The sequence below is a fragment of the Azoarcus indigens genome, from assembly GCF_004361735.1.
Taxonomy (GTDB): Bacteria; Pseudomonadota; Gammaproteobacteria; order Burkholderiales; family Rhodocyclaceae; genus Azoarcus; species Azoarcus indigens.
Genome location: NZ_SNVV01000010.1, coordinates 112358 through 124450 on the forward strand (window position 1 = coordinate 112358; position 12093 = coordinate 124450).

Below are 12093 nucleotides of genomic sequence, written 5' to 3' on the forward strand. Positions count from 1 at the left end.
GCACATATTACGCGCTTGAGGGACGGCCTAACAGCCCTATGATCTCGTCGACCACCGCGGCAATAGGCCGATCCGTCAGGACCTTGCGCGTGGGCAGCCCGGCATGGACAGGGAAGCGCACCCGGATGACTTCCTCTTCGCGTTGAGGGCTGCGTGCAAAAGGACGCTGCAATTGCCGGCGGACAACTTCGGCAACGCAGGTTTCCTGATCGAGCGAGGGCAGCAACACGAAGGTAAGTGGGCTGGCCAGGATCTGTTGGCGCAAGACGACGTAGTCAGGATGGACTTCTTCGCGGTAGGTCATGAACCCGGAAGAGAGTGTCATGACCTGTAGGGAGGAGGCATCGTCGAGCAGTGCCCGGTAGGAGGTCACGTTCTGTCTCGCATAGGTATCGTAGCCATGGCTGGCGATGAAGATCGAGAGGTCGCCATTTCTGGCGATGAACTCGGTGTCCAGATCGACGAATGCGGTATTGAGACGTTGCGCCAAGGCAAGGCCGGTGGCGCTTTTTCCCGCGCCGCCAGGGCCTGTCAGCTGGATCATTCCTGCTCCCGGTATATGGCGGGGGCGCTCTGTGAGTCTTTTTTCCTTGTCCAACTTTGCTGACCTCAGGCAGGCGCGATCATGTCCATGCGCACGGCATGGTGCCCCGCTTTCCCTCGCCCCTGGAAGGCGTTCAGTGCATCCGTAAGCTCATCTGTCGCCCAGGGCCTTCAGAACGTATTCGATGAAGACGCGCACTTTCAATGGCATGTGTCGGTTGCCGGGGTAGATCAACGAGAAGGGGCGCGAGCGCCCGGCAAATGGCGTGAGCAATTCGACGAGCGCGCCGCTCCGCAGGTCGTCCTCGACGATGAAGCGGTAGGTCTGCACCAGGCCGGCTCCCGCACGCGCCAGGGTGGCGACACCCAGCAGATCTTCGGAACAGGTGTAGCTGCCATCGGTGACGACATCGAGGTCCTGCCCGTCCTGGCGGAATGCCCAAGGCACGCGCTGGCCAGTGCTGGGCAAGACGAACTGTATGCACTCATGCCGCGCCAGATCCTCCAGGGCAGCGGGTGTCCCGGCATGGGCCAGGTATCCCGGCGCGGCCACCACCACCAGTGGGGCATCCATCAGCTTGCGCGCGACCAGGCCCGAGTCGGGCTGCGCGCGAGCGCGCACCGCCAGGTCGAAGCCCTCCGCGGTGAAGTCGATATTGCGATTGCTCAGCTGCACGTCGATCCGCACCTGCGGGTATTGCTTGCGAAAGCCCGGAAGCAGGCGCAGCAATCCATGGTGCCCCAGCGTGGTGGGGACGCTGATGCGAACCACGCCTGCCGGCGCGGCCTGCCGCCCTGTCAGTTCGCGTTCGGCCTCAAGCAACTGGTCGAGGGCTTGCTTGCACTGCGCGAAATAGGCGCGCCCGCCGTCCGTCAGGCGGACCTTGCGCGTGTTGCGCACGAACAGCCGCACTTGCAGACGCTCCTCCAGCCGGCCGATTGCCCGGCTGACGGCTGCCGGTGTCAGGCCCGCCTGGGCCGCGGCGCCGGTGAAGCTCTCCAGCTCCGCTGCCAGGCAGAACAGCTCGATGCTGCCGATCATCACATCGCTGAATTGCCTGGCCATTTTTACCTTGTGTAATTTATGAAGTTCATCCCGCTCAGTTTATCAATCAAGGTGACGTAAATATCCTCTGACTCCTGCCAGTTCAATCAGGAGTCCATCCAAATGACATCTTCCGTTTCGATCGTCTTTCATAGTGGCCATGGTCATACGGCGAAAGTCGCCCAGGCCGTAGCCGAAGGCTGCGACGCCACGCTGCTCGCCATAGACGAGCATGGCTGCCTGCCACCCGCAGGCTGGGAGCAACTGGCCGCGGCGCGCGCCATCGTGTTCGGCTCGCCCACCTACATGGGCAGCGTGAGCTGGCAGTTCAAGAAATTCATGGACGCCAGTTCGTCCGTCTGGGCAAGGCAAGGCTGGAAGGACAAGCTCGCCGCGGGTTTCACCAACAGTGCGGGCATCAACGGCGACAAGCTCGCCACGCTGCACACGTTTTTCACCCTGTCGCAGCAGCACGGCATGCTTTGGGCGGGCACCGGCATGATGCCGAGCAACGCGAAGGCGGCGCGGCGGGGTGACGTCAATTACCTGGCTTCATTTGCGGGATTGATGACCGCCACTCCGGTGGACGCCACGCCTGACGAGATGATCGCTGGCGACCTGGACACCGCGCGGCTGTTTGGCCGGCGGATTGCCGACGTTGTCCGTCGCATGAACTGACGAAAGCGCCATGCCCTACGTGAACATCAAAGTGACGCGAGAAGGCGTCACGCGCGAGCAGAAGGCGGCGCTGATAGCCGGCGTGACGGAGCTGCTGCTCCAGGTGCTGGGAAAGAGCCCCGCGCTGACGCATGTCGTGATCGAGGAGGTGGAACTCGACAACTGGGGACTGGGCGGTTTGTCCGTTACAGCGTTCCGGGAGCAAAACCGATGACGACCAGAAGCGATTTTGCCGATGTGGCTGCGGTGCTCGGCGATTACTTCGCCGGCCTGCACCACAGCGACACCGCCCTCCTGAAACGTGCGTTTCACCCCGAGGCACACTATTTCTGCGCCACCACGGGGACTTTGCAGCATCTGGACATGGCCCGGTATTTCCCCATCGTCGACAACCGGCCCTCACCGGCCAGCCAGGGGCACCCGCCGGCTGACCGCATCCTCGCCATCGAGTTTGCGGGTCCGGTCACCGCCTTCGTGAAGGCGGAATGCGCCATCCCGCCCAGGTTCTTCACCGACTTTCTGACCTTGGTCAAGCTCGGTGGCCGCTGGCAGATCATCAGCAAGGTCTTCCACTACGAGCTTGAAAACGGCTAGGAGGCGCGGAAAGCGTCCGTGCGTCAAGCGCGCAGGTTTGAGCTTGTTTCAGGGCCCTCCATCCGGGCGTCGAAGAGCGGGGGGCTGGGCGACTTCCCGCTTCACACCCCCCGGGTGCCACCGTTCAGTGGACGCCGCCTTTCCGCAAGCGCGCCACCGTTTCCGCCAGCCCCTGCCAGGCCGGCTTGTCCGGCGCGAAGCGGGCGCGCAGGTAGGCGCTGAGGTCGGCGATCTGGCGGTCGTCCAGGCTGGCGGCGAAGCCGGGCATGTAGCCGAGGTCGCCGTGGGCGGGGGACTGGATGCCGTGCAGGATGATCTGCACCAGGTTGTCCGGGTGCGGGCTGTGCAGGTTGCTGTTGAGCGCCAGCTCGGGTTTCACGCCGAACAGGTCCGGGCCGTTCTCCTGGTGGCAGGCGGCGCAGGCGCCGTCATAGAGGCTCTCGGCCGGGCCGGCGAGGGTGAGGGCGGCGGCCTGGGCGCGTTGTTGCAGGGCGTTGGCGTAGCCGCTGGCGGTGGCCGGGGTGGGCGCGGCCTTGGCGTGTGAGGCGAGGTAGGTGGCGATGGCGCGGATGTCGCTGTCCGGCAGGGCGGCGAGGGATTCGACCACCGGCGCCATCGGGCCGGAGGCGACGCCGTGCTGCGGCGAGTAGCCGTGGCGCAGGTAGTCGTAGAGCGCGCTCTCGGTCCACGGCACCGGGGCGTGGGAGAGGGCGTTGAGCGGCGGTGCTTCCCAGCCTTCGGCGAAGGCGCCGGCGTAGCGGTGTTCGCCGCTTTTCTCGGCGCCGAGGGCGTTGCGCGGGGTGTGGCAGGCGCCGCAGTGGCCTGCGCCTTCGACCAGGTAGGCGCCGCGGTTCCATTCGGCGGAGCGCGCCGGGTCGGGCTGGAAGGGGCTGGGGTCGTGGTACAGCAGCTTCCAGCCGGCCAGCGCCGGGCGCAGGCTGTAGGGGAAGGCCAGCCTGGTTTCCGGCGCCTTGGCCTTCACCGCCGGCTGCGCCATCAGCCAGGCGTAGAGCGCCTGCATGTCGTCGGCGCTGAGTTTGGCGTAGGCGGTGTAGGGGAAGGCGGGGTAGAGGTGGCGGCCATCACGGTGGATGCCGTGGCGCATGGCGCGCTCGAAGGCGGCGTAGGACCAGTTGCCGATGCCGGTTTCCGGGTCGGGGGTGATGTTGGTGGTGTAGATGATGCCGAAGGGCGTCTCCAGCGCCAGGCCGCCGGCCAGCGGCGCGCCGTCTGCGGTGGTGTGGCAGACGGCGCAGTCGCCGGCGGCGGCGACCAGTTCGCCACGGGCGAGGGTGGCGGCGGAGTAGAGATCGGCCGCCGGTGGCGCCACCGGGGCGATGGGCGCGCGCCAGGGCAGGGCGGTGGCAAGGGTGGCGGCGGCTGCCGCAGCGGCGGCGCCCAGCCAGCCCAGCTTGCGCTTGTTGCTCGCCTTGACGGCGGCACCGTTGCGCGCTTCCAGCGCGAGGCGGATGCGCTCGGCGGTGAAGGGCGGCGCATCCAGGCGCACGCCGGTGGCGTCGTGAATGGCGTTGGCGACGGCGGCGGCGGCCGGCAGCAGGGTGGCGCCGGTGCCGGCGAGGCGGGGTTCCGGCATGGCGGGCAGGGACTGGGCGGCGGGCGGCTCGGTGCCGAGCAGGGCGGCGTTGAGCAGCGCGATTTCGCCGGGCGCGGCGGGTACGGCGGTGGCCGGCCAGTCGTCGAAAGCGGTGGCTGGCTCGGCGCTGAGCAGGCGGCCGGTGGTGTCGGCGATGGCTTGGCGCATGCCGCCGTGGTCCAGCGCGCCGGCATCGCTGCCGACGAGGACGCGGCTGACGGCGACTTCGCCGCTGCGGGGATCGACGGCGACTTCGGCCATCCAGGCGGCCCAGGCGTCCTTGTGGGCGTCGATGGCGGCGGCGTCCAGCGTGTGCTGCGGATCGTTCTCCCAGGCGGCTTCGCTGACATGGGCGCAGGCATAGCCGCGGCCGCGCAGCAGGGCATCGTCGCTGGCGGGGGCCGGGCCGGCCTGCTCGCCGAGGCGGCGCAGCAGGGTGGCGCCGCGCTCGTCCTCCAGCCGCTGCAGGCGGTATGCCAGCGGATCGGCGCCAGCGGCGCGGGCGGCTTCGTCGATGAAGGATTCCTGGGCGAAGACCTGGCCGGGCAGGCCGGGGTCGTGGGCGGCGGGCGGGCGCGGGCTGACCACGGCCGCGGTGCTGGCGAGGCGCAGGGCGGCGGCGCGGTAGGGCGGCGGCAGCACCGTGGCGGGCTGGGCGGCTTCGGCGGTCGGCGAGCCGACGCCGGCCAGGCGCAGAGCCGGCAGCAGCGGAGTCTGCGCGGGCGGCAGGGTGGTGTGGCGGTAGCTGGCGAAGCGGGCGGCGGCGTCGGGGCCGGCTTCGTCCGCTGCTTCGATGCGGCTTTCCTGCGCGCCGGCGAGGGCGGCGCTCCAGCGCAGTTCGGCTTGGCCCAGCGTGACCAGCACCGGCCGGCCCAGGCGCTGGGCGAGCAGGGCGGCGTCGGCGGCGGCGTGTTCGGTCCAGGGGCTGCGGCCGGCGGGGGCGGGCAGGCCTTGGGGGGCGAGCGCGGCGGGGTCCAGCACCTGCACCCGTGCCGGCGGCAGGCCGGTGAGGGCGGCGATCTCCAGCGTCAGGGCGCGCGGCGCGCGGGCGCGGGCCCAGAGGTGGAGTTCGCCATCCACCAGCGCGGCACAGGCGTTGGCGCTTTCTTCCGCCAGCGGCGGCAGCGCCGGCCAGCGGTAGCTGCGGCTGAGCTTGTTCGCCGCGCTGGCGGCGGCGGTGTCGCCGTGTTCGTAGACCACGTTTTCCCGCGCCGGCAGCGGCTGCGGCGCCGGGCGGCTTTCCCAGCGCGCCTTGAGCTGGCGGGCGGCGCGGGTGGCGGCCTCGGTGGTGGTGGCGACCACGGCGACGAAATCGCCGCGCGCCACCACGTCGACCACGCCTTCAATGGCGGCGACCGAGGCCGCCTCCACCGCCAGCAGGCGGCGCGGCCGCAGGCTGGCGCCTTCGCCATCCAGTGGTGGGCGGACGACGCGGGCATGGAGCAGGCCGCTTCCGCCGACGTGCTCCGCGCTCCCGCCGGCAAAGGGGATGGCCGCAATGGCGGCGCCGGGGCTGCCGGCAACGAGGGCGGATGCGGCGGTGCCCGCGTTCGCGGCGGATTCGTCCGGGGGGCTGGCCGTGGCGGGGGGCGGGGTGGTCACGGGGCGGGTTCTCTCGTCGGCGGCCGGGCGGCGTCTTTGCGCCGCGCCATTATCGTTGGGGTGTGCGGGGCTTGCTGTTGCAGGCGGGATGCGCTGCTGGCGCGGTCATCGCGGGGAACGGTATTACGCGCGCCATCGCCGGTTCAACCGCGGATCAGGGGGCCCGCCAGCACGGTATCCACCGTGGCTGTCGTTGCCGTTTCCGGCACTGGCGCGCGGGCTGCGTCCGCCGTCGCACAGCCGGTGGAGGCAGGGCTAGGCGCGGCGGCGGACGCACGGGCGGCGCGGCGCTGGCCTTCCAGTTCCACCGCGCGGCGGGCGGAGGCGAGGATTTCGAGGTGGGTGCCGCAGCGGCACAGGTTGCCGCGCAGCTCGCGGCGGATGTCGGCTTCGTCCGCCTCGGGTTTGCGGTTGAGCAGGGCGCGCACCGTCATGATCATGCCGTTGAGGCAGTAGCCGCACTGGGCGCCCTGGCATTCGATGAAGGCTTGCTGCACCGGGTCGGGCGCGGCGAGGTCGCCCAGGCCTTCCAGGGTGGTGATCTCGCGCTGGCCGAGGCCGCCCACCGGCAGGATGCAGGCACGCGCGGCGCGGCCATCCACCAGCACGGTACAGGCGCCGCATTCACCCAGGCCACAGCCGTACTTCGGGCCGTTGAGGCCAAGGTCGTTACGCAGGGCGTAGAGCAGCGGGGCGTCCGGGCTCAGCAGCAACTGGTGTTCGCTGCCGTTGACCCGCAGGGCGATCTGCTTTGGGGCGGACATGCGGATGCGTCTCCCGGTAGAAACGAAGGCCGGCGGCCGGTGGGCGGGCGCCGGCGTGCAGCGGGCGGCCGGCGCATCCGCCGGCCGGGCCAGGAGGCGGATCAGGCGGCCTTGGTGCTTGCCTTGGCGGGGATGTCGACCAGCGGCACGGTGAAGACATCGTACCCGAAGCACCATTCCGGATCTTCGTTGCTCATCAGCCAGGTGTTGTCGTGCGACACCTTCTGCACCTTGCTGGCGCGCTCGGTACGGTTGGCTTCGTAGAGGGCGAAGGCGGTGTGGTAGTCATCCAGGCCGACGGCGTCGAAGCAGCGCAGCATCATCGCCGCGTCCTCGATCGCCATGGCGGCGCCCTGGGCCATGTGCGGCTTCATCGGGTGGCAGGCGTCGCCCAGCATCACCAGGCGGCCGCGGCTCCACAGCGGCAGCGGGTCGCGTTCCAGCAGCGACCACTTGGTGACTTCCACGGTGTTGTCGATCAGCGCCTGCACGGCGGGGTGCCAGCCGGCGAAGGCTTCGCGCATCTCGTCCTTGCTGCTGGGCAGCCAGCGGTGGTTGAGGTCCCAGGTCTGCTGCGGCACGCCGGTGACGTAGTAGATCTCCTTCTTCGCCCGGTCGAGGTAATACACCATCATGTGGCGGTCGTCGGACCACCACTTGCAGCACAGGTCCTGCGCGTACTTCAGGGTGTCGGCATTGGCCACCGCGCGGTGGGCGATGAAGCCGGTGTAGATGGGCAGCTCGGCGCCCAGCAGCACTTCGCGCACCTTGGAGTTCACGCCGTCGGCGCCGATCACGATGTCGGCGGTGGCGGTGCTGCCGTCGGCGAAGCTCAGCACCACTTCGCTGCCGGTGTCTTCGACGTTGGTGAGGTTCTTGCCGTATTCCAGGGTGCCGGCCTGGATGCCCTGCACCATCAGCGCGTGCAGGTCGCCGCGGTGCACCGTGAGGTAGGGCGCGCCGTAGCGCTTCTCGGCGTAGTCGGCCAGCGGAATGCGGGCCATCTCGGCGCCGGTGTTCCATTCGCGGCTGTACCAGGCGTCAGGGTAGCAGCCGATGTCGCACAGCGCCTTTTCCAGGCCGACCTTGCGCAGCACCTTCATCAGGTTGGGGCCCAGGTGGATGCCCGCGCCCAGGCGGGAGAACTCCGGCGCCTGCTCGTACACGCGCACCTTGTAGCCCGCTTGCTGCAGCAGCAGCGCCGCGGCCGCGCCGCCCAGGCCCGCGCCTATCACTGCAATTCTCTGTTGTGCTTTCACCTTGCTTCTCCTGACGCTGGGGGTTGGATTGAACGACGTCGCCGTCGTCTTGTTCATTAGAGTGCATACACTATAAAAATAAATCTGGAGGCGATGTCAACAGATGTTGCATGAAAGGCAGTCATGGTACCCGGAGTTCATTGTTAAATTCAGTGTTTACAAGGGATTCATGCACCAATTGAGGGGCGCGCCGCACGCATTCGGTGCATCTTTCGGGTGCCAGCATTTCTGCTGCAAAAAATAATGTATGCACTATAATCAGTCCTGCCTGGGGGATGCTTTTGCGGCATGCCCGGGCATGGAGATCGGGGCACGTTCCGGTGATTCGCGGCTGTGGCCGGCGGATGGCGGAGACGATGTAATCAGCTGTCATCCCCTGGTGGATGGCGCCAAAACCCCCGGCCCGGCGCCTGAAGCGCACTCAACCCAACAGACGGAGTCCGCAGTGAAGAAGACCAGCTATCGCATCGGCCAGATCGTGCCGAGCTCCAACACCACCATGGAAACCGAGATCCCGGCGATGCTGATGGCGCGCCAGGCCGTGCGCCCGGAGCGCTTCACCTTCCACTCCAGCCGCATGCGGATGAAGACGGTGAAGAAGGAAGAGTTGGCGGCGATGGATGCCGAGTCCGACCGCTGCGCAGTGGAGCTTTCCGACGCCCGCGTCGACGTGCTGGGCTACGCCTGCCTGGTGGCCATCATGTCCATGGGCAAGGGCTACCACTGCGTGTCCGAAAAGCGTTTGAAGGAACGCACCGCCGACAACGGCGGCCTGGCCCCGGTGGTGACCAGCGCCGGGGCGCTGGTGGATGCGCTGAAGGTGATGGGCGCGAAGAAGATCGCGCTGGTGGCGCCCTACATGAAGCCGCTCACCGAACTGGTGGTGGATTACATCGCCGACCAGGGCTTCGAGGTGATCGACTACCGCGCGCTGGAAATCGCCGACAACCTGGAAGTCGGTCTGCACGACCCGGCCAGGCTGCCGGACATCGTCGCTGGCATGAACTACCAGGATGCGGACGTGATCGTGCTCTCCGCCTGCGTGCAGATGCCCTCGCTGCCGGCGGTGCCCAAGGTGGAAGCGATGACTGGCAAGCCGGTGGTCACCGCCGCCATCGCCACCACCTACGCCATGCTGAACAAGCTGGAGCTGGAGCCCTTCGTGCCGGGCGCCGGCGCGCTGCTCTCCGGCGCCTACTGAGCGGGGGCGCAACGATGAGCACCTTCCAGTACGGCGGCAACGTGTTCGCCAATGGCATCCGCCAGCACTACCTGCGCTACGGCGGCGCCGGCGAGGGCAGGGCGGCGCGTCCGCCGGTCATCATCATCCCCGGCATCACCAGCCCGGCCATCACCTGGGGCTTCGTCGGCGAGCGCTTCGGCCGGACCTACGACACCTACATCCTCGACGTGCGCGGCCGCGGCCTGTCCGAAGCCTCGGCCACGCTGAACTACAGCCTGGACGCCCAGGCCGACGACGTGCTCGCCTTCGCCGCCGCGCTCGGCCTCAGCAACTACATCCTGGTCGGCCACTCCATGGGCGGGCGCATCGCCTTCCGCGCCGCCCGCAGCCGGCCGGCGGCGCTGGCCAAGGTGGTGGCGGTGGATCCGCCGGTGTCCGGCCCCGGCCGCCGCGCCTACCCGGCCAAGCTGCCGTGGTACGTGGATTCCATCGCGCTGGCCAGCCGCGGCACCGACAAGGAAGGCATGCGCGCCTTCTGCCCGACCTGGACCGACGAGCAACTGCAGCTGCGCGCCGAGTGGCTGCACACCTGCGACGAGCGTGCCATCCGCGAGAGCTTCGACGGCTTCCACACCGACGACATCCACCAGGATCTGCCGGAGATCACCGTGCCGGTGCTGCTGCTGCTCGCCGGCCGCGGCGACGTGGTGCTGGATGCCGACGTGGAAGAGATCCGCGGCCTGCTGCCGGACGTGCAGGCTGTGCGCGTGCCCAACGCCGGCCACATGATTCCCTGGGACGACGAAGAAGGCTTCTACCGCGCCTTCGGCGACTTCCTCGGCCAGCCGCTGTAAGGCCAGGGGCGCGGCGGCGCCTGTCTGCGCCGCGCCCCGCCGCTCGCCCACAAGCAAGCTCCAACTCCACCCGCCTTCCTCCAACCCCAACGGAGAACCGCCATGGCAATCAGCGACCACGAACTGATCCAGGCCTGGAAAGAAGTGCTGACGCTGTCGAAGCTGGAACCCGGCCAGACCGTCACCGTGCTCACCAGCGCCGCTACCCACCCGCAGACGCTGTCCACCGCGCTTACCGCCGCCGCCATGCTGGGCGCGGTGGTCAACCGGCTGGACCTGCAACCGGTCAACGGCGAAAAGGCGCTGAGCCGCGATTCCCTCGCCTACCTCGGCACCACCCCGCTCACCGGCAACAAGGCGGCCATCGCCGCGCTCAAGGCCAGCGACCTGGTGCTGGACCTGATGACCCTGCTGTTCTCGCCGGAGCAGCACGAAATCCTCGCCGCTGGCACCAAGATCCTGCTCGCCGTCGAGCCGCCGGAAGTGCTCGCCCGCATGGTGCCCACGCTGGCCGACCGCGCCCGCGTGCTGCGCGCCACCGCGAAGATCGAGAAGGCGAAGACGATGCGGGTGGTTTCCGCCGCCGGCACCGAGCTCACCTGCCCCATGGGCGAATTCCCCGCCATCGCCGAATACGGCTTCTGCGACACCCCGGGGCGCTGGGACCACTGGCCCAGCGGCTTCGCCCTCACTTGGCCGAACGAGAAGCAGACCCAGGGGACCATCGTCATCGACCGCGGCGACATCCTGCTGCCGATGAAGCGCTACGTCGCCGAGCCCATCACCATCACGGTGAAGGACGGCTTCGCCCAATCCATCACCGGCGGTGTGGATGCCGAGCTGCTGGCCGAGTACATGGAGTCCTTCAAGGATCCCGAGGCCTACGCCATTTCCCACATCGGCTGGGGCCTGCAGCCGCGTGCCAGCTGGACCACGCTGGCGCTGTACGACCGCGAAGCCACCATAGGCATGGACGCGCGCGCCTTCGAGGGCAACTTCCTGTTCTCGCTCGGCCCCAACAACGAGGCCGGCGGCAGCCGCAGCACCACCTGCCACATCGACATCCCGCTGCGCAAATGCACCGTGAGCCTGGACGGCGAAGAGGTGGTGCGCGTCGGCAAGGTGCTGGACCAGGGCCAGGAGTAAGAGCATGAGCGACGAAATCCGCACCTACGAGAAGCAGGGCTTTGGCAACACCCTGGAGCCCAAGCCGCCCTACGGCCTGCTCATCATCGACTTCGTGAATGGCTTCGCCGACCCGGAGGTGTTCGGCGGCGGCAACATTCCGCAGGCCATAGAACGCACCAAGGAGGCGCTGGCGCTGGCGCGCGAGCGCGGCTGGCCGGTGGCGCACAGCCGCATCGTCTTCGCCGACGACGCCGCCGACCGCAACATCTTCGCCCTCAAGGTGCCGGGCATGGCCACGCTGTCGGAAGACAACCCCAATAGCGCCATCGTCCCCGAACTGGCGCCGGCCGCCGGTGAGCTGGTGGTGCGCAAGACCGTGCCCTCCGCCTTCTTCGCCACCGGCCTTGCGCCCTGGCTCACCCAGAAGGGCGTGCAGACCCTGCTGGTGGCCGGCTGCGTCACCAGCGGCTGCGTGCGCGCCAGCGTGGTGGATGCCATGTGCTGGGGCTTCCGCCCGCTGGTGCTGGAAGACTGCGTGGGCGACCGCGCCCTCGGCCCGCACGAAGCCAACCTGTTCGACATGCGGCAGAAGTACGCCGCGGTGATGACGCTGGACGAGGCGCGGCGGGCGATTGGGTGAGTTTCGGGCTGGGGCGCCGCCTGGGTCTGGCTAACGGTTTCAGCAAACAGGGGTCGAGTTCACCTTACCGTTCGGGCTGAGCGTGTCGAAGCCTCGTCGCCGGTAACGCTTCAGGTTTTCTGCCGCCGGGCGGCAGAAAACGCCCCGCCCGAAACCAGCTACCCGGCTCAGGCCCGGCACTACCGCCCGGCTTCACCCCTAGAATGATC

12 protein-coding genes are annotated in these 12093 nt (G+C 68.6%); 7 read left to right on the forward strand and 5 right to left on the reverse strand.

The window, feature by feature from the left end:
- Positions 1–7 precede the first annotated feature (7 nt).
- The gene (locus C7389_RS12990; RefSeq protein WP_133592064.1) at positions 8–544 is read right to left on the reverse strand and encodes a shikimate kinase; all 537 of its coding nucleotides are present in this window, start codon (positions 542–544) and stop codon (positions 8–10) included.
- A gap of 150 nt (positions 545–694) precedes the next feature.
- Positions 695–1609, reverse strand: coding sequence for a LysR family transcriptional regulator (locus C7389_RS12995; RefSeq protein WP_133592066.1), 915 nt, complete (start codon positions 1607–1609; stop codon positions 695–697).
- A 102-nt stretch (positions 1610–1711) separates the two neighbouring features.
- Between C7389_RS12995 and C7389_RS13000 the strand changes: the two genes are divergently transcribed.
- From C7389_RS13000 to C7389_RS13010, 3 genes are read left to right on the forward strand one after another with little or no spacing between them, the layout of a single operon-like run.
- Complete coding sequence (locus C7389_RS13000) at positions 1712–2266, forward strand: flavodoxin family protein (RefSeq protein ID WP_133592068.1); 555 nt, start codon at positions 1712–1714, stop codon at positions 2264–2266.
- 10 nt (positions 2267–2276) lie between these two features.
- On the forward strand, positions 2277–2480 hold the full coding sequence (locus tag C7389_RS13005; protein ID WP_133592070.1) for a tautomerase family protein: 204 nt from the start codon (positions 2277–2279) through the stop codon (positions 2478–2480).
- On the forward strand, positions 2477–2860 hold the full coding sequence (locus tag C7389_RS13010) for a nuclear transport factor 2 family protein (protein ID WP_133592072.1): 384 nt from the start codon (positions 2477–2479) through the stop codon (positions 2858–2860). Before C7389_RS13005 ends, C7389_RS13010 begins: the two co-directional genes overlap by 4 nt.
- 124 nt (positions 2861–2984) lie before the next feature.
- Here the strand turns inward: C7389_RS13010 and C7389_RS25710 are convergent, their stop codons facing one another.
- The 3 genes from C7389_RS25710 to C7389_RS13025 all read right to left on the reverse strand — a co-directional run bounded on the left by C7389_RS25710 (position 2985) and on the right by C7389_RS13025 (position 8079).
- Positions 2985–6056: a c-type cytochrome gene (locus C7389_RS25710; RefSeq protein ID WP_133592075.1), complete on the reverse strand. Its 3072-nt coding sequence runs from the start codon at positions 6054–6056 to the stop codon at positions 2985–2987.
- Positions 6057–6199: 143 nt separating this feature from the next.
- Positions 6200–6820 (reverse strand): (2Fe-2S)-binding protein, encoded by a 621-nt coding sequence (locus tag C7389_RS13020; RefSeq protein ID WP_133592077.1) that lies wholly within the window; start codon positions 6818–6820, stop codon positions 6200–6202.
- A gap of 101 nt (positions 6821–6921) precedes the next feature.
- On the reverse strand, positions 6922–8079 hold the full coding sequence (locus C7389_RS13025; protein WP_211342513.1) for an FAD-dependent monooxygenase: 1158 nt from the start codon (positions 8077–8079) through the stop codon (positions 6922–6924).
- A gap of 445 nt (positions 8080–8524) precedes the next feature.
- On the opposite strand from C7389_RS13025, the gene C7389_RS13030 reads away from it, so the two are divergent.
- The 4 genes from C7389_RS13030 (at position 8525) to C7389_RS13045 (ending at position 11884) form a co-directional block, all read left to right on the forward strand.
- Positions 8525–9280, forward strand: a complete 756-nt coding sequence (locus C7389_RS13030) for a maleate cis-trans isomerase family protein (RefSeq protein ID WP_133592080.1) — start codon at positions 8525–8527, stop codon at positions 9278–9280.
- A gap of 14 nt (positions 9281–9294) precedes the next feature.
- Entirely contained in the window at positions 9295–10116 is an 822-nt protein-coding gene (locus C7389_RS13035) for an alpha/beta fold hydrolase (protein WP_133592082.1), read from the forward strand.
- 102 nt (positions 10117–10218) lie between these two features.
- Positions 10219–11262 (forward strand): 2,5-dihydroxypyridine 5,6-dioxygenase NicX family protein, encoded by a 1044-nt coding sequence (locus C7389_RS13040; protein ID WP_133592084.1) that lies wholly within the window; start codon positions 10219–10221, stop codon positions 11260–11262.
- 4 nt (positions 11263–11266) lie between these two features.
- Entirely contained in the window at positions 11267–11884 is a 618-nt protein-coding gene (locus C7389_RS13045; RefSeq protein ID WP_133592086.1) for an N-carbamoylsarcosine amidohydrolase, read from the forward strand.
- Positions 11885–12093: the final 209 nt, after the last annotated feature.